The sequence below is a fragment of the Cytobacillus sp. EB106-05-05-XG126 genome (assembly GCF_058791715.1).
Window position 1 is genome coordinate 1 of the sequence record NZ_JBYTDU010000007.1, and the last position, 21,343, is coordinate 21,343.

Annotated in this window: 20 protein-coding genes and 1 other RNA gene; 7 read left to right on the forward strand and 14 right to left on the reverse strand. The window is 40.7% G+C overall.

All coding sequences use genetic code 11. From position 1 onward, the window contains the following. Window positions 1–167 precede the first annotated feature (167 nt). From AC3WTL_RS18130 to AC3WTL_RS18165, 8 genes are all read right to left on the reverse strand, one after another. Window positions 168–335 carry a hypothetical protein gene (locus AC3WTL_RS18130; protein ID WP_175609136.1) on the reverse strand — a complete coding sequence of 56 codons (168 nt, stop codon included), beginning with the start codon at window positions 333–335 and terminating at the stop codon, window positions 168–170. Between the two features lie 72 nt (window positions 336–407). After that, complete coding sequence (locus AC3WTL_RS18135) at window positions 408–1,547, reverse strand: THUMP domain-containing class I SAM-dependent RNA methyltransferase (RefSeq protein WP_222497927.1); 1,140 nt, start codon at window positions 1,545–1,547, stop codon at window positions 408–410. A 236-nt stretch (window positions 1,548–1,783) separates the two neighbouring features. Beyond that, window positions 1,784–2,172: RNase P RNA component class B (gene rnpB, locus AC3WTL_RS18140), an RNA gene on the reverse strand. An 81-nt stretch (window positions 2,173–2,253) separates the two neighbouring features. Then, window positions 2,254–2,553, reverse strand: a complete 300-nt coding sequence (gpsB, locus tag AC3WTL_RS18145; protein WP_048008342.1) for a cell division regulator GpsB — start codon at window positions 2,551–2,553, stop codon at window positions 2,254–2,256. Window positions 2,554–2,633: 80 nt separating this feature from the next. Beyond that, window positions 2,634–3,203, reverse strand: coding sequence for an SLOG family protein (locus AC3WTL_RS18150; RefSeq protein WP_197247662.1), 570 nt, complete (start codon window positions 3,201–3,203; stop codon window positions 2,634–2,636). Window positions 3,204–3,282: 79 nt separating this feature from the next. Then, a complete protein-coding gene (locus AC3WTL_RS18155) occupies window positions 3,283–3,660 on the reverse strand; it encodes a CotD family spore coat protein (RefSeq protein ID WP_341075392.1) in 378 nt (125 codons plus the stop codon). Window positions 3,661–3,978: 318 nt separating this feature from the next. Further along, complete coding sequence (locus AC3WTL_RS18160) at window positions 3,979–5,244, reverse strand: ribonuclease H-like domain-containing protein (RefSeq protein WP_492369844.1); 1,266 nt, start codon at window positions 5,242–5,244, stop codon at window positions 3,979–3,981. After that, window positions 5,234–7,534 (reverse strand): DEAD/DEAH box helicase, encoded by a 2,301-nt coding sequence (locus tag AC3WTL_RS18165; protein ID WP_222497923.1) that lies wholly within the window; start codon window positions 7,532–7,534, stop codon window positions 5,234–5,236. Before AC3WTL_RS18165 ends, AC3WTL_RS18160 begins: the two co-directional genes overlap by 11 nt. 205 nt (window positions 7,535–7,739) lie before the next feature. Between AC3WTL_RS18165 and AC3WTL_RS18170 the strand changes: the two genes are divergently transcribed. The 4 genes from AC3WTL_RS18170 to AC3WTL_RS18185 all read left to right on the forward strand — a co-directional run bounded on the left by AC3WTL_RS18170 (window position 7,740) and on the right by AC3WTL_RS18185 (window position 10,924). Further along, window positions 7,740–8,633 carry an ABC transporter permease gene (locus AC3WTL_RS18170; RefSeq protein WP_248348569.1) on the forward strand — a complete coding sequence of 298 codons (894 nt, stop codon included), beginning with the start codon at window positions 7,740–7,742 and terminating at the stop codon, window positions 8,631–8,633. After that, window positions 8,633–9,556, forward strand: coding sequence for a peptide ABC transporter permease (locus tag AC3WTL_RS18175; protein WP_248348567.1), 924 nt, complete (start codon window positions 8,633–8,635; stop codon window positions 9,554–9,556). Before AC3WTL_RS18170 ends, AC3WTL_RS18175 begins: the two co-directional genes overlap by 1 nt. A 101-nt stretch (window positions 9,557–9,657) precedes the next feature. Then, entirely contained in the window at window positions 9,658–10,350 is a 693-nt protein-coding gene (locus AC3WTL_RS18180) for a Crp/Fnr family transcriptional regulator (RefSeq protein WP_048008336.1), read from the forward strand. 109 nt (window positions 10,351–10,459) lie between these two features. After that, the gene (locus tag AC3WTL_RS18185; RefSeq protein WP_222497919.1) at window positions 10,460–10,924 is read left to right on the forward strand and encodes an Hsp20 family protein; all 465 of its coding nucleotides are present in this window, start codon (window positions 10,460–10,462) and stop codon (window positions 10,922–10,924) included. Between the two features lie 87 nt (window positions 10,925–11,011). Here the strand turns inward: AC3WTL_RS18185 and AC3WTL_RS18190 are convergent, their stop codons facing one another. The 3 genes from AC3WTL_RS18190 to AC3WTL_RS18200 form a co-directional block, all read right to left on the reverse strand. Then, entirely contained in the window at window positions 11,012–13,420 is a 2,409-nt protein-coding gene (locus AC3WTL_RS18190) for an ABC transporter permease subunit (protein ID WP_222497917.1), read from the reverse strand. After that, complete coding sequence (locus AC3WTL_RS18195; protein ID WP_197247654.1) at window positions 13,413–14,276, reverse strand: ABC transporter permease subunit; 864 nt, start codon at window positions 14,274–14,276, stop codon at window positions 13,413–13,415. The genes AC3WTL_RS18190 and AC3WTL_RS18195 overlap by 8 nt, the downstream gene beginning before the upstream one ends. 208 nt (window positions 14,277–14,484) lie before the next feature. Next, window positions 14,485–15,054: a YppG family protein gene (locus tag AC3WTL_RS18200; protein ID WP_248348563.1), complete on the reverse strand. Its 570-nt coding sequence runs from the start codon at window positions 15,052–15,054 to the stop codon at window positions 14,485–14,487. A 318-nt stretch (window positions 15,055–15,372) separates the two neighbouring features. Here AC3WTL_RS18200 and AC3WTL_RS18205 point away from each other — a divergent pair, with 318 nt between their 5' ends. Then, window positions 15,373–15,588 carry a YppF family protein gene (locus AC3WTL_RS18205; protein ID WP_048008331.1) on the forward strand — a complete coding sequence of 72 codons (216 nt, stop codon included), beginning with the start codon at window positions 15,373–15,375 and terminating at the stop codon, window positions 15,586–15,588. Window positions 15,589–15,611: 23 nt separating this feature from the next. Here the strand turns inward: AC3WTL_RS18205 and AC3WTL_RS18210 are convergent, their stop codons facing one another. The 3 genes from AC3WTL_RS18210 to AC3WTL_RS18220 all read right to left on the reverse strand — a co-directional run bounded on the left by AC3WTL_RS18210 (window position 15,612) and on the right by AC3WTL_RS18220 (window position 17,786). Beyond that, window positions 15,612–15,989, reverse strand: a complete 378-nt coding sequence (locus AC3WTL_RS18210) for a YppE family protein (protein WP_492369845.1) — start codon at window positions 15,987–15,989, stop codon at window positions 15,612–15,614. A 71-nt stretch (window positions 15,990–16,060) separates the two neighbouring features. After that, window positions 16,061–16,324, reverse strand: coding sequence for a hypothetical protein (locus AC3WTL_RS18215; RefSeq protein WP_048008329.1), 264 nt, complete (start codon window positions 16,322–16,324; stop codon window positions 16,061–16,063). 469 nt (window positions 16,325–16,793) lie between these two features. Next, complete coding sequence (locus tag AC3WTL_RS18220) at window positions 16,794–17,786, reverse strand: DUF2515 domain-containing protein (protein ID WP_163141890.1); 993 nt, start codon at window positions 17,784–17,786, stop codon at window positions 16,794–16,796. 178 nt (window positions 17,787–17,964) lie between these two features. Between AC3WTL_RS18220 and recU the strand changes: the two genes are divergently transcribed. Further along, the gene (gene recU, locus AC3WTL_RS18225) at window positions 17,965–18,576 is read left to right on the forward strand and encodes a Holliday junction resolvase RecU (protein WP_095244652.1); all 612 of its coding nucleotides are present in this window, start codon (window positions 17,965–17,967) and stop codon (window positions 18,574–18,576) included. Between the two features lie 40 nt (window positions 18,577–18,616). Next, on the forward strand, window positions 18,617–21,307 hold the full coding sequence (locus tag AC3WTL_RS18230; RefSeq protein ID WP_492369846.1) for a PBP1A family penicillin-binding protein: 2,691 nt from the start codon (window positions 18,617–18,619) through the stop codon (window positions 21,305–21,307). The last annotated feature ends 36 nt before the right edge of the window (window positions 21,308–21,343 follow it).

Genomic DNA, 21,343 nt, shown 5'->3' on the forward strand with positions numbered 1-21,343 from the left:
CCCCACTGATTGTTAGTTGAGGCCCACGGAAAGTGGGTCACAAAGACGTTGCCACAGGATGTGGCGTTCTTAGTCTTTGTTCTTCTTTACGGGCCTTTACGGGCAGTTTGACCCCCACTTATCTCTTGAAGTGGGGGTCTTACTGCCCGTTAGACTGCGATAAACGACTAGTTGAAACGTGACATAGAAAATGACAATGCCTGCTGAAGTTCATCCTGTGCGTTTTTAAGACTCTCCAGTGCCTCTGCAGATGGATCACCGTCTCCGTGTATTGCTTCAAGTGTTCCATTCAGCGCCTGGGAAATTTTATGGAAATCGATGCTGGAATGTTTCATTGCCACCCCTCCTGAAAAAAGAATCAGATAGATATATTCTATACAGTTTCAGGAGGTTTTATGCTTTTGCTGCTAATTATTTCTCGGCGGTCTTTTGCCCCAGTACTGATAATAGTCTGTACGAATAAAGCCATTGAAGAGCTTTCGTTTTTTAGTTGCTTTTCTTCCATAGTGAGTCTCAAATTCCTCGTCTGAAGTCAGGATATAAATGGACCACGTGTCAAGAGGAGCAAAGGCACTTCCCATCTCTGCATACATTCGCTGTACCGCAGCCTTCTCACCAAGGCGTTCCCCATATGGAGGATTCCCGACAATGACACCATATTCCTTAGCAGTCGTAAAATCACGCACTTGCATTTGTTTGAAGTTGATCAAATCACCCAACCCAGCTTCGAAAGCATTTTCTTCTGCTATCTTAACCATCCTGTGATCAATGTCAGCACCTGTTATATCGATTGGCTGATCATAGTTTGCCAGGTCTTCAGCTTCATTTCTTGCATCTTCCCAGACTTTTTCAGGAATCCAGGACCACCCTTCCGAAATGAATTCACGATTGAAACCGGGTGCAATATTCTGTCCGATTAATGCTGCTTCTATCGGGATAGTGCCGGATCCGCAGAAGGGATCAGCAAATGGCTTATCAGGGTTCCAATTTGTCAGCATAACCAATGCAGCTGCAAGTGTTTCCTTCAATGGAGCTTCCCCCTGCCCTGCACGATATCCCCGTTTATGGAGGCCGCTTCCGCTGGCATCGATGGTCAGAAGGGCTACATCTTTATGGAGAGCGACTTCTATTTTAAATAGGGGCCCATTTTCTTCAAGCCAGCCTGTCTTATTATACTTTGTTCTCATGCGTTCAACGATTGCTTTCTTGACAATCGCCTGACAATCGGAAACAGAAAAAAGCTTGGACTTCACAGATTTCCCTGATACTGGGAATTCGGCGTTTTCTGGCATATACCTTTCCCAGGGCAGCGCTTTAGTTTTTTCAAAAAGCTCGTCAAAACTCGTTGCTTTAAATTCTCCCACTTTTATGCGAACCCGATCTGCTGTTCTCAGCCATAAATTAGACCGGACAATTGCAGCTTCATCGCCTTTAAATGTTATTCTGCCATTTTCAACTTCACATTCATATCCAAGATCGCGCACTTCTTTGGCAGCAAGTGCCTCAAGGCCCATGGCCGTAGTGGCGATTAAATCGTATTTAGACATATTTATTTTCACCCTAACCTAAATTCTTATTTCTATTATGTATACCCTAACTGGACATAGCAATCAACACATAAAGTATATCTGTTTATTTCTTTAGCCGCAATGAGACTCTCAGGTCCTCTGAGTAGTCATCTTGAAATCAGCATATACTTCTTACCAGCCTGCAGCAAAGTAAAAAAGCTCTCCCAAAAAGGAGAGCTTGAATTTATAACACTCATACTGTCTCACTAATAACGTTCTGTAAGCCATGTTTTGTACCGTAGTACTGCAAGCGACAAATGTCTCGTACTCAGGTGGTAATCATCTATCTACAGGCTTCTGCCTGTCCTTCCCGTTGTTCATTTCCTCAGGGAAAGTGCCCCTACCATCATTTGGGTTTCTCGCTCGCGGGGTTTACCTCGTTCCACCCTTTTCATTTCTGAAAAGGCTACGTCACTGTGGCACTTTCAAGGTATTCATGCCATATCCCGAAGGACTTAGGCATTTTCCCTGCCGTCAGCCAGAGCCAGCTCCGACTGCCCTAGCTTATGAATTCGCTAGGCACGAACACTACAGGCATCTCAGCCTGTGCGAGCATGGACTTTCCTCTACAATATAAGATATATTGCAGCGATTACCCGAACGCTATTAATGATCACAAAGAATATTATATGTAATCTGTGATGGAATAGCAATGGTTTTAAACTGGAAAGTCCGATAAATACTGTCAATCATACAATTTACTGCCAAAAACGTGTTTTTCCAGATTTGATAATCTTTTTAGGATGTCAAAATTGGTTGTTCCTGCAGTTTGTGCTGCCGGTCTGCGTGAAGCTTCCTCAACCTGTTTTTTCAGCTTCATATTTTCCAGCTGCAGATCTTCAATTTCCTGATGGAATGCTTCGTAGTCTTTAATGACCAAATCTAAAAACTTATCGACATCTTCAGGCTTGTAACCTCTCATGGCTGTCTTAAACTCTTTTTCCAAAATATCTTTTGCAGTTAATTTAATTTTATCGGATAGCATGACACTCACCTCAGTATATCGGCAATCATAATTAATACTATTTTTCCAGAGATATGTACATTTGTCAATTTATCTGAGCATTATTCAAATGAGTCTCTCTGAGAGAGTTGTTCTTCTTCTACAACCAATTGTAAATCATAAAAGGTGATTAGTCTAATATCATATTCATTTTCTTCCTGATATTTTTTTGCGGTTTCATACAGATACTTAGGGCTTCCCTCTTTTTCCATATCATAAAACAGCAGCAGAACATCGCTCTTACTGACCAAAAAATGATTTTTCAATCTGAATTGCAGCGGGCTTTCATAAGGTTTTTTTGTTACCGAATCAACAAAATCTGCCTGAACCAATATAGATTCATACCATTCTTTGTTGGCAGCCTTCCAGGAAGCTTCCTGATCTAAAAAGGGAGTAATGACTGCAAGCTTCAGGTCTTCGTAACCTTCGATCTGAAGATCATAAACAACTTCAGCTGCCCAAAGTTCTGCACCAAGCTGTCCGCTGATGATTACCCACTCCAGACCGTCATCCAGCAATGAAAGCAGGCTTTTTCTGATTGCGGTTTTAATATAGCTGACAGCAGGGGCATCGTTTTTAAATATCCCTACTTCAAAAGGCTTGTACCCTGAAATAACTGCTACTTTTGTCAATTGCAAAACTCCTTAAGGAAATCTGGCTGAGTAACCTGCCGTTTATATAAATAAAACAAGGGCATAAAGCCCTTGTCTTTTATCTGCCGGAAAAACTTGGCCCTTGTTTTGGACCCATTCCCGTTGATGCTCCAGCTACGCCAGTTCCAGGTCCGCCATATCCTGGACCCATTCCCATACCAGGGCCCATTCCCATACCTGGCCCCATTCCTGGGCTATATGCACCTGCCACGCCAGGTCTTGGTCCCATATTCACATTCGATTGTGTAACCTGGTTAACATTTGACTGCGTGTGCGGGTAAGAGTGCTGATTCTCATAGTTAATGTGGTTTACATGAGTATGATGCGTAGGATGAATGTGCGGAACCACAATGTTCTGGAACGAATGAGTTACACAGCATTTTGTCGGATGAACAACAGCAGGCATCACCTGCGAAGGTCTTGGTCTGCAATACATGTAAAGATCCCCTTTCGAAATTGTTTTTACATTAACAACCTATGTTAGAAAGAGTAATCTTGTACTAATGAAAACACCTATTTTATAGGTACTAGCCTTAGAGCATACTGTAGAAACTGTCTTTTAAATTGGAGAAAACGATTGCAGTAGTGAAAATTACAAGGAAGAATAAAAATAAGATTGCTTTATACATCTTTTACCAGCCTCACTATAAAAAATTCCTAAAAAAGTACCACACAAGTTATAATTTTAACTGTTAGAAGAAGTACATACAACTAGGAAATAGTGGATTTTTTTGTCTGGTATATTAAAATTATGTTACAAGGAGATATTAGCTCGATTAAATTTTCGTTTAAGCCGTACAATCCGCCGGTGTACATCTTCCTGTTTTATTTTCAGTTTTTCTGTTCCGTTATCTGCTTCCAGCAGGTTTAACGCTTTATTTGAATAGAGTATAGCCTGGCTTATATCCTTTATTCGATGCTCGTAAATCTTGGCCAGTTCAATGCATGATACTGCCTTCATATTGATCAAGCCTTTTTCAGCAATATCCTTCCATAATTTTGCTGCCTCATCCCAATTTTTATGTTTCTTATGCTCAAAAGCTAATGCAAACCTGGCATCCAAAGCTTCAGATGACTCTCCTTCAGATATTTTATTGAAGGCATTTGCTGCCTGTGAAGATTCACCCAGTGTGGAAAGCCACCTTCCCACTTCATAAACCTCACGTGATGTCTGTCTTTCATCCAGCTGCAGAATCTGGAAAGAAAGATGTGTATACAGGCTGATCAGGGATAGGATATCAATTTCATTATGCTTTATGATTCCCAGCATGCCTTCAGGATCTTTTCTTTCAATAAAATCAAAATAAATCATTGGTGCCAGAAACCCTGGAATATCATCTTTTCTTTCAATCCCCAGAACATCTTTCTCCACTGCAGCAAGCTTTATTCTTTCAAGCTTGTGCTTCCACATTCTCCTTGCAGCATGATATAAATCAAAATGTCCAAACGGCGGGAGTTTTGGAACATGCTCCCTTAACAGGGTATGTCTCGTTTTAACCTGCGGCCAGTCGAAAGCTTTCCCGTTGTATGTGACCATTGTTGAATAATCTATGCTTTCCAGAAAACTTTTATATAAAGCTATCTCAGCACCCGGCTGAGGGAGAATGTGCTGTTTCAGCTTTATTTTGCTTCCCTGCAGGCTGGCTTGGCCAAGAAGGAAGATAGTATTGCCAGTACCACCGCCCAAACCGGTTGTCTCTGTATCAAAAAAGAAAAGACTTTCCGGCCCGTGACCGGATGCAGACAGCGGATGTTTGAGGCCGGAAGAATTCCAGGCATCCACCGCTGCTGTAAACTGTCCAAAAGTATAGATTCCATGCCTGTAATCAAGGCTGTATTCTTTTTCCCTTACAAGACAGTAAGAGTCTTCAAAGTAATACGGATAAACACCTTCTTTAGTCCATACTTCTTTAAAAGGGACATCGGCCTTATTCTCATGTTTTGGGACGGATGAAGGCTGTTTATCTTTATCTGTGCCAAGATGGCCCTTAAGCCTGTTCAGCTTGTTTTTAATGGACAATTCTATCACCTGCGCTATTAACGCCATTTTTAAAAGAGCCGAGAATCCTGAGTACGTCTTTTTTGGCCGTTTCTGATGAGGTATCTGTTCCTATGCAGGAAGGACAGCCATGGTCACATGCACATCTGCTGACCATTTCCATCGTTTCGTGCATGATATATTCGATTCCCCCGAAAATTTTCTCACTTAACCCTACACCGCCAGGATACCTGTCGTAAAAAAAGATCGTCGGCTTTTCATTATGGGCAGCTTTCACTTGCGGGATAACATGAACGTCCTGAGGATCGCACATAACAAATAACGGCACAATATGCTTGAGCGCATGTGCTGTTCCAATGAGTCCCTGTTCAAGCCGGTCCTGTTTATAATTCAAGGATTCCCGGTTAAACGAAAGCCAGGTTGAGCTTGTATGGAGCTCTTCTTCAGGAAGTGTTATTGGACCGGATCCAATATTTTCATGTGTTTCAAACTTAATTTTTTTAAATATTGTTGCCATTGCTACAACACTGACATCCCCAAAGCCAATCTCTCCAATGGATGACGACCTGATTTTATCCTGCTCAAGCACTTTGAGCTCTACTGCCAGATTAGCATCCGTAAAATAGTCTACATCCACTTCCCGGACAAATGCCTTCTTCTCTTCCCAATCAAGCATTTCCACCTGAAACTGGGTTCCCTGATGAAGATAGATTGCCTCATCGTGGAGAAGGGTCATAGCGGAAAAGCGGTCCATTTCACCAATTACTTTTACATTCGCAATATCTGACTGATCAATTATGATAACATTCTCCTGTGATGCTGAACGAAGACTGATGTTGTGGGCAGGAAATGAGTCTTTCATCCAATAAAATTTGTCACCGTTCTGATGAAGCACCCTTTCCTCCGCCAGGTATTCCAATACCTCTTCAGTTTCAAAAGTGCCAAAACGTTCCCCGGCATTAAAAGGGAGCTCATAGGCTGCACATTTGATATGATCAACGAGAATAATAAGGTTATCCGGGTTAATTCTGGCTGTTTCAGGACTTTTATTAAAAAAGTAATCAGGATTCTGAATAACATATTGATCCAGCGGACTGGAGCTTGCCACCATAATGACAAGCGATTCACCATGCCTTCTGCCTGCACGTCCAGCCTGCTGCCATGAGCTGGCAATGGTACCGGGGTATCCGGTCATGACACAAACCTGCAGCTGTCCGATATCCACTCCCAGTTCAAGGGCATTTGTGCTGATAACTCCATAAATCTCCCCTGAACGCAGTCCTTTTTCAATTTCCCGTCTCTGGGTTGGCAAATAACCGCCTCTATAACCCCGAATTGCTTTAGGCCCCAGTTTATGTTTGACAAGCTCCTGGAGGTACGTCAGCAGGATTTCGACTCTGACCCTGCTTCTTGCAAATACAATGGTCTGGATTTTATTTTTCAGAAGTTCTCCTGCGAGCTTTCTCGCTTCGAGAGTTGCACTTCTTCTGATATTCAGCGGTTTATTGACGATTGGAGGATTATAAAATACAAAATGTTTCTTCCCGCTTGGAGCTCCATTATTATTCACGAGTTTCATCGGCTTTTCAGTAAGCTTTTCTGCCAGCTCCAGAGGATTGGCTATTGTTGCAGATGTACAGATAAAAATGGGGTCGCTGCCATAAAAACGGCAAATTCGTCTAAGGCGGCGAATAACATTTGCTACATGACTGCCAAATACCCCTCTGTAAATATGAAGTTCATCTATGACCACATACTTTAAATTTTCAAACAAGGATACCCACTTTGTATGGTGAGGCAATATTGCCGAGTGAAGCATGTCGGGATTTGTTATAACTACATGCCCGGCCCTGCGAACTTTTTGCCGGATGTTTGCCGGTGTATCCCCGTCATATGTATAGGAATTTATATCCAATCCGGACTCCTGGATGATTTCATTGATTTCGCTTTTTTGGTCCTGAGCCAATGCTTTTGTCGGAAACATATAAAGCGCCCTTGCATCTGGATCATTTACGATCGTCTGCAGGACTGGAAGGTTGTAGCAAAGCGTTTTTCCAGATGCAGTTGGAGTAACAGCTACCAGACTGTCCCCATTCATGGCTGTCTGATAAGATGTTTTCTGATGTGTATAAAGCCTTGAAATGCCCCTTTTTTGGAGTGCACCCTTTAAGGATGGATGAATGTTTTCCGGAAGGCTGGCAGTCTTAGCCTCTTTTTCTTCTATTGTGTGCCAATGGACAATATTCTCTTTATATTGCTGTTCAGATATAAGCTGTTTCATGATTTCAGGCAAATTTTTTCGCACTTTCATCTATTTCACCTCATCTTCCTATTCTATCGAATAAACGTTCGTTCTAACAGAGCAAACTCTTAATTTCTATTAACTTTTTATGGAATAATTTCTACTAAGCCTTAAAGTCTTTAATCTTTATTTTCAGATTCACAGAAAAATTGACTGAAAGTTCTAAATATAAGAAAATATAGCATATCCATTTTTTCTCAAATGAGGTGAAGTCGTGCTGCAAAGTATTTTAAAATCAACAGGTGTATTTATGTTAATTGTCATTGGGTTTATCCTGATTCTTTTTCTTCCAAGAGAAAAGGAAGTAACCTTTTTATCGGCCTTTCAAATTGAAGCAGATTACCCCTTCAGTTTTGAACTATATCTGGAAAGAATAGAAGATTTCACAGGCCATATTTTAACTGAAAAAGGATTAGGGGAAGCCCGCACCGGACGCCCCGTTAGTGAAGAAGCTGGAATATTCGTTGCGCGCAGCTTAAAAATTGTTCTGCCTGCTTTCATTGTCAGCATGCTTCTTGGCACATTAATGGGTGCTGTCCAATTTTACCGGAGAACAAAGTTCACCGGGAAACTGCAGAATTTTCTTTCCTGGATGTTTTCTTCCATACCCGATTTTTTTCTGTTTATTGCCATACAGTATCTTTTCATTCTCATGATGCAGCATGGACTTCCGCACTTTAAGCTTTATGGACATGAAAATTGGTATAGCTTTTTATTGCCGCTCATTTCATTATCCTTGTTTCCATTTTTGCACATGTCCCGTTTTACAACGGCTGCTCTTGAAAATGAAATGGGCGAAGAGTATGTGCGCACAGCATATGCAAAAGGGCTTGGCGACTTCAAAGCACTTCTTCACATGCTATGGAATTGCTGGTCCCCCATTATGAACCAGGCGCAGATGGTGATGCTCTATATCCTATCCAGTCTCCCAATCATTGAAAAGCTGGCAGGCTATAATGGGGCAGGCAAGGAACTTCTATTCAGCATATCATCTAATGATGAAATTAAGGCACTGTCCCTGATGCTTCCCTTTCTCTTCATCATGTTTTTAACTATTATCCTTTCACAGACAGCAAAATTATGGCTCGTCCAAAAGGAAAGGGTGTGATGGAGATGCGAATTTTATCATGGATCAAGAAACATGCTTTATTTTGCTTAGGAACCTTTTTGCTGCTGCTATTGCTGGCAATCACGTTTGCCGGACCATATCTTCCTTTTGTTGACCGCGAGCTTACAACGATTACATACATCCTAAATGAGGATAAGAAGCCAGTTATACCGCCTTATCCGCCATCAGAGGATTACATATTTGGCACTGACAAAAGCGGAAGGGATTTACTCAGTCTGATCATCCTGGGGGCAAAAGAAACAATTTTGCTAGTTGCCTGTATAACTGTCCTTCGCTATGTACTGGCCATTCCGCTCTCCTTTCTTGCACACAAAAAATGGCTGGGTACACACCTCTTGCTTAAATGGCTGAATGGACTGCTGTCATATATTCCAACCATCATCATTGTCATGCTTCTTGCCATGCTGCCGCCATTTTTGCTGAGTGAATACCGCCCTTTATTCCTGCTCCTTATTATTGCTCTGGCAGAAATGCCCCGTGCTGCTGAAATGATAAAGCTGGAATTTGATCAGATTTCATCTAAAGAGTATATAAATGGAGGGATTGCTGCCGGAGCTTCACCTTACAGGCTTTTCAGAATATACTATCTTCCTCTTCTGTATAGTAAGCTTCTTGTATATATGGTTACTGATCTTGGAAAAGTCATGTTTCTGCTTGGTCAATTAGGGTTTATCGGCATTTTTATTTCACAGGATTTGGTTCAATCCATGACAGGAGATTGGCAATTGGTCAATAATTCGATTTCTTGGCCAATGATGATGATTAAAGCCTTTGAGGATATAAGAGGCCCAATTTGGATTCCTTTTTTCTCGGCATTTTCCATGACCTATGCCATCTTAACTTTTAATATTTTCGCCGAGGGATTAAAATCATTTTTCACCAGGAAGGTCCGATATATTTAGATGTCACAGCCGGGATTAGTAAAATAAGCTTTTCTTAAGATAAACGTTATTAATGTTTTTTGTTACAATAAGCTTAATAGGACAGAAGCAAGAGGTGGATTATGAAAGCAGAAGAAATTAAGGGAGTTCTTTCCCAGTTCTCTCTTTTTAAAGAGCTGAACAGCGAAGAACTGGATAAAGTAGTTGAGATATCCATATCACGGGAATGGAAAAAAGGAAGTCATGTTTTTCTGCAGGACGACCCGCTGGATAATGTTTATTTTATTAACAACGGCAGAGTTAAGATTTATAGAAGTGATATTAATGGCAAAGAACAGATTGTTGCCATCCTGGCAAAAGGCGAGATGTTCCCTCATGTGGGATTCTTCAGAAAAGGCGGGTACCCGGCTTTTTCCGAGGTGCTGGAAAACGCTCAGCTCGTAGTTGTGCCTATTTCGCAATTTGAAAAGGTGCTTATTGAAAATCCAGAGTTATGTATTAAGGTGTTTAAAGTCCTTGGCGAGAAGATTGTCGATCTGCAGGAGCGCCTGGAATCGCAAATTTTAAACAATACTTATGAGCAAATCATTAAATTGCTTATCCGGCTTGCCAAAATGCATGGAAAAAAACTTGAAAACGGCAGCTTTGTTTTAAAAGGGGACTTTACAAATAAAGACCTTGCCAATATGATTGGCACCACAAGGGAAACGGTCAGCAGGACTTTAACCAAAATGAAAAAAGAAATGTTAATTGAAACAGACCAGGATGGACATTTAATCATAAACCCTGATCAGCTATTAGAAACAATATTTTAAGACCGCACTATGCGGTTTTTTCTTTTTCCTGATTATTCCACAGGAACATCCACCCAATAGGCAGCATACGATATGTTGAAAAATCCTGTTTGAGAGGGGATGGATGGATATGGAGGATCCAAAGAAAAAGGATCGTAACGAACCATTTGGGGATTTGATGAGATCAATGAATCAGCTTTTCCATGAAAAACCTGGCAGAGGATTTCTGCAGACAATGGATGATTTCTTTAAAAATCCCTTCCCGGCTTCTTCTTCCTTCCATGTTGATGTTGCTGAAACTGAAAAGGAACACATCATTAGTGCGGAACTTCCAGGAATAAATAAAGAGCAAATACAGATTGATATCCTGGATAATTATATAACCATTTCAGTTAAATCCTCTGAGATGATAACGGAAGAAGATGAAAAAAACAAAATTTTCCGCAGGCAGCAAAGCATGCAGCGTTCCAGCCGGACAATTCCGCTTCCACAGCCAGTTAATGAAAAGAAAGTAAAAGCGGTTTACCAAAATGGCCTTTTGCAAATCACAGTACCTAAGGAGCAGGGAAAAAGAATCCTGATCGATGAGAACTGATTCTGGCTGCACTTTTATAGAGTCTGGATAAACAAAAACAAGCAGTATCAAGCCTGCTTGTTTTTGTTTGGGTCATCTAAGCTGGGCTTAACTGTTCAGTTTAGATGTATCAATCCAATTATTGAAATAGCCGGTCGGAACACTGAAATAATCCTTTGTGAAGGATATAAACTCCTTCGTATCGACCTCTTTATAGCGGAATTTCTGATAATAATCTGACAGGAACTGCATCCCCACTTCCTTAGGGGATTCTCCTTTCAAGGTATACTTTTCCTGAATCATTTGTAAAATCTCCAAAGCAGGCTGGCCATAAATATATCCTGTATGCTTTACCTCATTAACCGGCACATTTGAATATTGCCTGCCCAGACCAGCTTCCTCGATAGCCTCCATCCGATAATGGGAGATGCCAAATGCCTGTCGTTCAGTTTGGTTTTGTCCTGCATAGAAGTACATAGAGGTGGCAAATTCAGTAATCCCTTCATCAATCCACGCATTGTTGTATGGGTCATTAGCTACTGCTCCATAAAAATACTGATGAGCAATTTCATGAACAATAGAAATATCATAAAACCTTTTATCATCAATATAAGGATTTATAGTGACTATACCGGGATATTCCATAAATTGCCCTTCATCCAAAACAATATCAAGCTGCTCATGCGGGTAATCACCAATATTATTCTGATAGAAAGATAATGCTTTTTTGGCCAGTGTTAACGATGCTTCCGGGTTTTTGTCATGATTCCCCTTTGAAAATAGTCTGACCTTCACACCGTCTTGCGCTTCCGTTTCATACACTTTCATATCCTTCATGACTGCAATGAAGAAATCCCTGACCTTTTTGGCTTTAACTGTCCCTTCACTCTTTCCTTTTTCCGGATCTATTTCTGCTGTGGAAGCCAGGGAATACCCTTCAGGCAGCTTATAGGAAACTTTGAAATCAGAGAAGCCTGTATGAAATGTTTCCAGCCCCTCCATATAAGGCTCTTTGTTCCATTTGCCTTTTTGATAGACTGCAGCCATTGGGTACCATTGAGCAAGATAATAATTTGTACCTGCTTTTGAAAAACGGATGCCTCTTTCTGGGACTGTAAATCCATATTGGATCTCCACCTTATGTCTGCTTTTATCCTTCATTTCAGGTTTTAAGTTTATTGTTAGCGTATCACCATCCAGCTTAAAAGAAGCTTTTTGCCCATTCACTGTCACTTTTTCGATCTCTGCTTCAGACGATCCTTCAACAGAATCAAATGAATGTCCCTCTTTAAAAACGTTCGGAATGAAATAAAAGACAAGCTCATTCCAGTCTTTATCTGATTGGTTTTTCATCTGGATATTTGCTTTAGCAGTGAAATAGCCTTCACCGTTCATTTCCAGATCAATGTTATAATCCGCCTTGCTGCCGCTTTGAACACCTGTATTTGAATCCTTTGCAGCCACAACATAGACACCTGCACCTGCAAAAGCAACGACTAATGCAGCGAAGCCTGCTTTAGGACCGGAGAATGACCAGAATTTCTTTTTTCGGCCATATTGTTTTCTGGAAGGCTGTATTAATGGCTCATGCCCAGTCTTAATCCAGGGAGTACGCTGATAGTTTGATTGAAAGCGGTTCTTCAGTCCATTTGCCAGCAGACTGAAAGACACAGTTGCAAGCAAAAGGACCGCTAATGGTGCAATTAATATATGGGTATTGCCATAAATATTTAATCTTGCCTGGCCAACCAATCCCGCCAGCTCCTTTGTTGCTGACAGGTAGATGATGGGGTCATATCTCATAATGGTTCCGCCGACAAAGATATTTAAAAGTGCCAGCTGGCCCATAAGGGCGATTACGTAGACAATTTCAAGTATAAACATTACTAGGAACGTTTCCTTTAACTGAGGAAAAATATGCTTCCAGATCAGACGGTGTTTTCCGGCCCCCAGGGCTTTTGCAGCTTCAATATAAACAGACTTATATAACTGAGCGGTTTTAAGCCTTACAGAAGACACAATGCTTGGAATGCTGATGACTGACGCAATGACTATAAAATAGACAATTAACACATTTTGCTTAAGATTACTGTTGAAGCTTATTGGCGCAAGAAAAAAATACAGGATCAGAAAAAGCGGTACATAGCTCCATGCATTTTCGAAAGCAATCAGCCAGCCTGGCGTCCTTTTTAAGGTGCCCGCATACAAACCGATGATTGTTCCAAATGCCATTTTTATAACAGTCACAGCAGCTGCAATAAAAACAGTGTACCTTAATCCATATAAAATCATGGATAAAATATCATAGCCCCATTTATCGGTGCCCAGCGGATAGGAAGAGGATTCAAAAGGTTCCAATGGCGGTGCCAGAACCTTCCCGTTAGTATATTGTGTTTCTAAAACCGATGTTAATGAATGCGGTGCAAGAATAGGCCCGAAAATGCTGAAAAAAAGCAAGCCGGAAACCATAACAGTTCCGATAATTAAGGAGTAATTTATTTTTAACAGCTTATTCATAGATAAAACCCCGTTTAAACAGATAGAATATGAGTCTATTAGAAATATAGACAATTAAAGAAATCAAAAGCATGGCAAACAAGCCGATTGCAATCGGCTGAACCCCGCTGCTCTGAAAAATAAATTTTGTTATGCCGGAAACATTCATAATATATTCAATAATAAAGAGATTGCCAATAGCCAGGGAAATCACTTTGACAAGTTCAGATTTGATAAATGGCTCTAAATTTTTGAAGACATGCTGAAAATTTATGTAATTTAAGCCCATTCCTTTAGCAACTGCAGTCTTAATATAATCCTCCCCGCTTGTCTGATAATATTTGACCGACACGAGCTTAAATAAATATAGCGTCGGGGCAATCGCTGCAAGCGCTGTGGGAAACCATGTGTTGAGAGCTCCTCCATCCGGTCTGAGTGAAATCACCCTGATACCGGTCATTTTATATATTTTAACGGCAAGAATCATAGACATCACAATGATGATAAAGTCAGGTATGGCCGCAAGAATATTCATGAAAGCCCCAAAAAGCTTAGTAAGCCTGAAGCGGCTGATAAACACTCCGAAAATTAGACTTATAATTAAGGATGCATTTACAGCAACCAATACAATCAGCAGGCTGGTAAAAAAGTTATCAGCAATGTCCCCGGCTATAGGACGTGTCTGCATCCCAAGCTCATAGGTACCAAGGCTTCCCTTGCTTATTTCAGAAATAAAATCTCCATAAATATGCGGCAGACTTTCGAAGCTCCATTGTAGACTCCCGCTCAATGGATCAACAGATATAATCTTTGGCAGAGCTGCAAGAAATAAAATTAATACAAATATAATAAAAATTTGCTGCACAGCACGAACCATAGTAACCCCCCTTTTATGACTAAGAGTCATTTTTCTATTTTTTCACTTTTGTCTAAATTTCGCCAATCAAAACAATTAAATTCTCATAGATAATATTTCCTATATATATTTAAAAATAGACCGGCTATTCTATTTTTAAATATATTTAATTTTTTTTCAAGTCTGATTTTTTAAAACATAAAAAAAAGGCCGGTGCGGCCATGATCCTTTAAGCTTTAAATATTCCGCCAATCCCTTTAACCATGGATGATACCTGTGTGACTGCAGACATCATCTGGCCTGCTGTGTCCACCATTTTATTAAGATCCAGTGATCCGTCCTGAGCTTTAAACGAATTCATAATGCTTTGCACGCCAGATGGCTGTTTTGGAATGAAGGATTGCTTTGGATATGGATTCATGTATGGCATTTGCGGAGCAGCTGGCTTACTTGGCTGATTTCCAAAATAATCTTCAGATTCTAGCGGATTCTGAAAAATCCCTGCATTTTTTGATCCTGTATGTGAGTAATATCCGGAATCAAAATTTTGCTGCGGATAGGGCTGGTGCGGAAAACTCTGCGGCATTCCTGTCATTTGCTGCGGCTGCTGATATTCCATATTAAAAGGCGAATAATAAGGATTATACTGTTCGGCAGCTTGGTTATAATTCTGCAATGGCTGCTGCCTCATATAATATTGGCCATTGGGCCCCATATAAAATGGATCAAAGTATACATTTTGATTTAAATGGCCGTATGGCTGTATATGGTTCGTTCTATTCATTACTCGGCCAAACATGGGCAAACATCCTCCCCATTCAATAAGATAAGTATATTAGCGATAATATCAGGCAGTAGCTTTCTTATTATCACCACTACAATATATGAATGATTTGCCCAGAATGTGAAAGGAGTAAAATATGAGTAAAAAAGGAAGCGCTTTCCGATTTTGTCTAACTATGATGAAAGATGTCGGAAGTTTGATTTTTTTAAAAACGATGAAAAATAAATTTTCATGTTAGGATATAAAAAACAAATTGTTTCTTGTCCGCTTTTTCATTTACCGGAATGCGGGGAAGAAATTTCTCCGCGAATCTATTCTAGAGGAGGCAATATCATGAATGTTCACGAACTACAAATGAAGTTTCATCAGCTGCGGGAGTATACTCCTGAAAATGTTAATGAATTATTGGATTTTGCTAAAAAGGCCTATATCCATAATGAAATTTCCAGTACAGATTATCGAAATCTCGTTCGTGAGCTCGAAGCTCAAGGAGCGGCCGTTCCAGAAAGCTACAGAGATAATACCCTCCAGGATTCAGTAAATGCATAAGAATTTAATGAAGGGAGCCTGATTCAGGTTCCCTTTTTTTCATCACTTAATAATATTATCAACTGCTTTAACACATACACAGCCGAATTAACATAATTAATAAATCTGGTTCTGCTTGTTTCAGGAAAAAATGCCTGAATGGAAACCATTTCAATATGTTCAGAAGCAGATTCAATCTGCTGTGAATAAAGATTTCGTGGTTTATGAATGCTAACCCACTCCCGGGCTTCTTCTTTCCATCTGTCATTTATGGATTTAACCTCATCAGCAAAAGGTTTGACTTCATTATAAAAATCACCCTTTTCACCTGATTCCTTAGCCTGTTTATACCTGTTGTCCGAGATCTCCACATATTCAAGCAGCATTTCTGTCATTTGCAGCAGGGAATTTTCATTTACCATGGGCTTCATCTCCAAAAATAAAAGTAGCTAGTCAATTTTAGCTACTGAAGGATACTGCTATTCTATTCCACTTAGAAGCCGAGTTCAAGCTTCATTCGTGCCGATCTTTTTGCGCTCTCTATACTGTCTGCCTCAGACCTGATTGCCGTCATATCTTCTTCAATCACTTCGAGCCTGCTTTCACAAGCCTCTATTTTTTCTGACTGTTCATAATACCAATCCTGCCGAAGTCCTGACAAATTAGACTCCAGTACATTTTCAAGCTCTTCAAGCTGATCATATATTTCTGAAAGCATGGCCAGCAATTCATCTTTTTCTACCATTTTTCCCTGCATTCAAAAAACCTCCCGATTTCTTTTTCCCCTTGCCATCTGCCATAAATACAATGAAGGATACAGTGAAAATTTGCTTTGTGCCTACATAAATTCTATCTTCCCTGAAGGTTTCCTCCATGCATGACAAAACTAGAAGTGATTCGCCAAAGAAAGTACTTATTTGCATAGAAGCGGCAAGGTTTCGACAGCTTCCGAAGAATGAAAATAACATCATTGAACAAACTAATGAACGGAGGTGTTATGTTATGGCAAAAAAAGAAAAACAAAATAAAATTCAGCCAAAAAAGCTGGAAGAAACAAAAGCAGGCTATGGCAATAAAAAGCTTGAAGGTCCTGACCGCCCTTCAACTTAATAGAACAAAAGCGGAAGAGGATTGGCTTCTGACCTCAAGGGGGCAGGCGCTGGAGCTGGATGCAGACACTAAAAAAGCAAGGAACTCCTTGCTTTTTTGTTTGCAGTTTTATTCTGTTAACAAATTGAGCGAAATATTTTTCCCAGCTTGGCAGCCTTGTGAAGCTGGTCCTGCTTATGCAAATACCATTTTTTAATATGAACGGGATGTTTTAGGACAACCGATTCTGATGTCCATTTACTCTTTATGCGTTTTTTGACAGACCAATCAGTAAATTGATGTATGTGATGAGTGATTATTGGGTATGTACAGCGTAAGAAAGGGGTAGTTCTCCGTTTTCTTCCCTTAAAGTATTTCTCATAATCATGCCTTGAACCAGTATGAACCGTGTTAAAAGCAAATTCATACACGTCGTCATAATAACTTGTGTCAAATAATATTTCTGCCAGCCGTTTTCCAAGATCAATTCTTTTGGACACAGAGCGGAAACCATTAACACTCGCCCCGTATAATTCCCCTTTGCAAGTAGGGAAGATGACTGAACTAAAATGAAGATAATCCTGAAAGGAAAAAAGCAATGTATGAAATACTTTATTTTTATAAATAGAATGCTCCATTACAGGCTCTTGAATAACATTTTGTTCGTTAATAATCAGTGAAATCATTAATCTCTTTTTATTTCTATTTTTCCAGAAATACAGCCACTCCTTTTCCATAAAGGCCGATACATGAAAAGTTTTTAATAAATGAAACATTGGCCTATTTAGTTTCGTCGAATAATGATAGAGGAGCAGCTGGGGAAATGCATCCTGAAAAATCAGCCAATTGGCCCTTTCATATGTAATATAAAGCATATCCCTGAATTTCTTTCCTATCAATTTAGGAAAACAGCTTCCTTCAAGATCGCACATATTCCAGCCGGCATTACGGGATACCATGGAGGCCAGGAACGCCCAGCGTATTTCAGGGTGCTTTTTGTAAAAATGAAAATAAGCTTCCGTTCTCGAGATATTGTCCATGTTATATTTGGCTGTCATTTTCATAATATGATCCTTTATTGCCTGTTCCTTTTTTTCATGTCTGTTCAGGAATTTCCCAGAAAGAAACACCGCAATTCACCTCAGAAAATGAATGTTCTATATTTGGGCATCAGGCAGCATCCGGGCAAAACCGGAAAATACTGCTTAACTGGAGTTTCCTATATACTTTGTTATTTAGAACTTTTTATTCAACCAAATCATGCGTACTTTTGTTATCATAGGGAGTAGCTGAAAATGAGGTGAATTCATGAATTTCCACTATCCTAATGGCAGGAGATATACCCCGCCTGCTAATAGCGCCAAAAAACTGACTCCAGAGAAGAAATGGACATACAGCAATCGCGGAATGACACTGGAGGAAGATATAAATGAAACCAATGAATTCTATTTGGAACATGGAATAGCCACTATTCATAAAAAGCCCACGCCTGTTCAAATCGTACAGGTCGATTATCCAAAGAGAAGTGCAGCTGTTATTAAAGAAGCTTATTTCAAACAAGCATCAACAACTGATTATAATGGTGTGTATAAAGGCAGGTATATTGATTTTGAAGCAAAAGAAACCCAGAACACGACCTCCTTCCCTTTAAAGAATTTTCATGAGCACCAGGTAAAGCACATGGAGAAAGTTTTAGCCCAGAAAGGGATTTGTTTCGTCCTCCTCCGCTTCTCGGCTACCGAAGAAGTTTTCCTGTTAGAGGCACATCATCTGCTCTCATATTGGGAGAGAATGAAGGATGGGGGGAGAAAATCAATCACCAAGGGTGAAATTGAAATGAATGGCCATTACATTCCGCTTGGATTTCAGCCCAGAATTGACTATATTAAGATAATAGATTATCTTTATACCCTTAAATAATTAATTTACAGTTCCATTGTCAGAAAGGATGAACATAGATATGACAGAAAAATATCAATCAAGGGAGGAGCGCCGCAAACAGCAATCCAAGCCTAAAAAGAAGGGCAAGAAAAAAGGCACAGGCACTTTTAAACGTATTTTCCTTATTTTAATTGCCCTCGGAATTGCTGGAATGCTCTTAGGAGCAGGCGCTTTTGCATTTATGGTGAAAGACTCACCAAAGCTTGATGAAAAATTGCTGAAGGATCCCATTTCTTCACAGATTTACGATATGGAGGGCGAATTCATTACAGATGTAGGCTCGGAAAACCGGGATTATGTCGCATATGAAGACATTCCAAAACTTGTGGAAGACGCCTTTTTAGCAACTGAGGATGTCCGCTTTTATAAACATAATGGAATGGACTTAATCCGTTTAGGCGGTGCTGTTATCGCAAATGTTACGCGCGGATTTGGTTCTGAAGGGGCAAGTACGATTACCCAGCAGGTGGTAAAGAACTCCTTCCTGAATAATGAAAAAACGCTTAGCAGAAAAGCCCAGGAAGCCTGGCTTGCCTTCCAGCTTGAACGCAAGTATACAAAACAGGAAATCTTTGAAATGTATGTAAACAAGATTTATATGTCTGAAGGCCATGGGGTCTTAACGGCATCGAAAATTTTCTTCGGTAAAGAACTTAGTGAGCTGGAACTGCATGAAGCTGCCCTCTTAGCCGGCATGCCGCAAAGCCCGAACAATTATAATCCTTTTGATCATCCTGACAAAGCAGAGAAAAGGAGAAATATTGTCCTTTCACTGATGAATCAGCATGGTTTTATTACAAAGGAAGAAATGGAAGCAGCCCAAAAGGTTCCTGTAGAATCTACACTTGTGGCTGAAGAAAAAAGAGAAACAAATGAATCAAAATATGATTCTTTCATCGATGTTGTCTTGGACGAAGTCGAAAAAAAATACCCGGATCTTAACCCATATTCTGACGGGCTGAAAATCCATACGACACTCGATCCAAATGCACAGAAACACGTAGAAAACATTTTAAACACTGATGCAGCAGTAGCGTATCCAGATGACGAATTCCAAGCGGGAATCACCCTGCTTGATACCAAAACTGGGGAAATCAGAGCAATCGGCGGAGGACGCAATCAGGAAGTAAAACGCGGCTTTAACTTTGCCGTGGATCAAAAAAGACATGCCGGTTCAACCTTTAAACCAATTGTCGATTATGGACCAGCAATTGAATATCTAAAATGGGGAACTTACCAGACAATAGTTGATGAACCTCACACATATTCCGGAGGTACAGAAATCAATAACTGGGATGGAAAACACATGGGTCCTATGTCCATGCGTGAGGCCCTTGCCCGCTCACGCAACATTCCGGCTCTGAAAACACTTCAGGAAGTCGGGACTGATAAAGCATTGGAATTCACCAATAAATTAGGCATTACAATGAAAGAGATGTATGAGTCCTATTCTATCGGCGCTTATGAGGTTTCTTCTCTTCAGGTAGCCGGTGCATACAGTGCATTTGGTAACAATGGCTTCTACACTGAACCACATGCCATCAAGCAAATTGAAATGCGTGACGGCACGAAGCTTGATTTGAAACCTGAATCTGAAGTAGTGATGAAGGATTATACAGCATTTATGATCAGTGACATGCTGAAAAGTGTAGTTAAATCTTCTTACGGAACTGGCCGTCTGGCTGATGTACCTGGATTGCCTGTTGCAGGAAAAACAGGGACTACAAACTATACGGATGAACAGGAACAGGAATTTGGAATACCTCAAGGTGCCGTGCCTGATGCCTGGTTTGCAGGCTATACAACTAATTATACAGCAGCTGTCTGGACCGGCTATCAGGATAGAAAAAATTACATCCCGGCCGGCGATGAGCAAAAAATTGCTCAAAAGCTTTTCAGCAGCTTAATGGCACATGTTTCAGAAGGAAAAGAAACGGAAGACTTCAAAGCCCCTAACTCTGTAGAGAAGGTAGCCATTGAAAAAGGCAGCAATCCTGCCAAACTGGCAAGCCAGTACACACCTAAGGAGCAAATCATTTATGAGTACGCTGTAAAAGGCAATGCTCCGACACAAGTGTCCGAGAAGTTTGATAAACTGGACTCCCCTTCTGGACTGTCAGCCAACTTTGACCAGGATGCAAATGAGATCACATTATCATGGAATTACCCGGAAGACGCAGAAGGCACTCAATTTGAAGTGACTGTATCCGTAAATGAAGGCGGAGATCAGCAGCTTAGCGTTACTTCAGAAAAAGGCTTAAAAATTGCCAACCCTCAGCCAGGTGCTGTGTATACCTTTAAGGTAACAGCATTTAACGGTAACCAGCAAAGTGATCCTGCTTCTGTACAAGTAGAAATCCCTGACCCAAGTCTCATCGAAGAAGATGAAACAGAAGGTGAAGGGCAGGATGGAACGGAAGAAGAAGAACAGGAAGATCAGGACAATCAAAATGGTGAAGGCGGCCAGGACGGAAACCAGGATGGCGATGGTTCTGGAAATGGTAATGGTGAAGGTTCCGGAGATGGCGATACAGGTACTGGAGATGATGAAGGAGCCGGAAACGGTGATGGTGAAGGTTCCGGAGATGGCGATACAGGTACTGGAGAAGGCGATACAGGTACTGGAGATGGCGATACAGGTACCGGAGCAGGAACTGGAACTGAAACTGGCGGGACTGACGGCGACACCGGAGGAGATTCCGGCAACTGATCTGAATCCAGTGGCGGCCGTAATTAAATAAAGCTT

Bases quoted from the DNA above. Each gene is read 5' to 3' on its own strand.
- AC3WTL_RS18190 (WP_222497917.1), bottom strand. From the start codon at position 13,420: ATGAATAAGCTGTTAAAAATAAATTACTCCTTAATTATCGGAACTGTT.
- AC3WTL_RS18180 (WP_048008336.1), top strand. From the start codon at position 9,658: ATGAAAGCAGAAGAAATTAAGGGAGTTCTTTCCCAGTTCTCTCTTTTT.
- AC3WTL_RS18155 (WP_341075392.1), bottom strand. From the start codon at position 3,660: ATGTATTGCAGACCAAGACCTTCGCAGGTGATGCCTGCTGTTGTTCAT.
- AC3WTL_RS18185 (WP_222497919.1), top strand. From the start codon at position 10,460: ATGGAGGATCCAAAGAAAAAGGATCGTAACGAACCATTTGGGGATTTG.
- AC3WTL_RS18215 (WP_048008329.1), bottom strand. From the start codon at position 16,324: ATGCAGGGAAAAATGGTAGAAAAAGATGAATTGCTGGCCATGCTTTCA.
- AC3WTL_RS18130 (WP_175609136.1), bottom strand. From the start codon at position 335: ATGAAACATTCCAGCATCGATTTCCATAAAATTTCCCAGGCGCTGAAT.
- recU (WP_095244652.1), top strand. From the start codon at position 17,965: ATGAATTTCCACTATCCTAATGGCAGGAGATATACCCCGCCTGCTAAT.
- AC3WTL_RS18205 (WP_048008331.1), top strand. From the start codon at position 15,373: ATGAATGTTCACGAACTACAAATGAAGTTTCATCAGCTGCGGGAGTAT.
- AC3WTL_RS18175 (WP_248348567.1), top strand. From the start codon at position 8,633: ATGGAGATGCGAATTTTATCATGGATCAAGAAACATGCTTTATTTTGC.
- AC3WTL_RS18165 (WP_222497923.1), bottom strand. From the start codon at position 7,534: ATGAAAGTGCGAAAAAATTTGCCTGAAATCATGAAACAGCTTATATCT.
- AC3WTL_RS18195 (WP_197247654.1), bottom strand. From the start codon at position 14,276: ATGGTTCGTGCTGTGCAGCAAATTTTTATTATATTTGTATTAATTTTA.
- AC3WTL_RS18210 (WP_492369845.1), bottom strand. From the start codon at position 15,989: ATGGTAAATGAAAATTCCCTGCTGCAAATGACAGAAATGCTGCTTGAA.
- AC3WTL_RS18135 (WP_222497927.1), bottom strand. From the start codon at position 1,547: ATGTCTAAATACGATTTAATCGCCACTACGGCCATGGGCCTTGAGGCA.
- gpsB (WP_048008342.1), bottom strand. From the start codon at position 2,553: ATGCTATCCGATAAAATTAAATTAACTGCAAAAGATATTTTGGAAAAA.
- AC3WTL_RS18200 (WP_248348563.1), bottom strand. From the start codon at position 15,054: ATGTTTGGCCGAGTAATGAATAGAACGAACCATATACAGCCATACGGC.
- AC3WTL_RS18230 (WP_492369846.1), top strand. From the start codon at position 18,617: ATGACAGAAAAATATCAATCAAGGGAGGAGCGCCGCAAACAGCAATCC.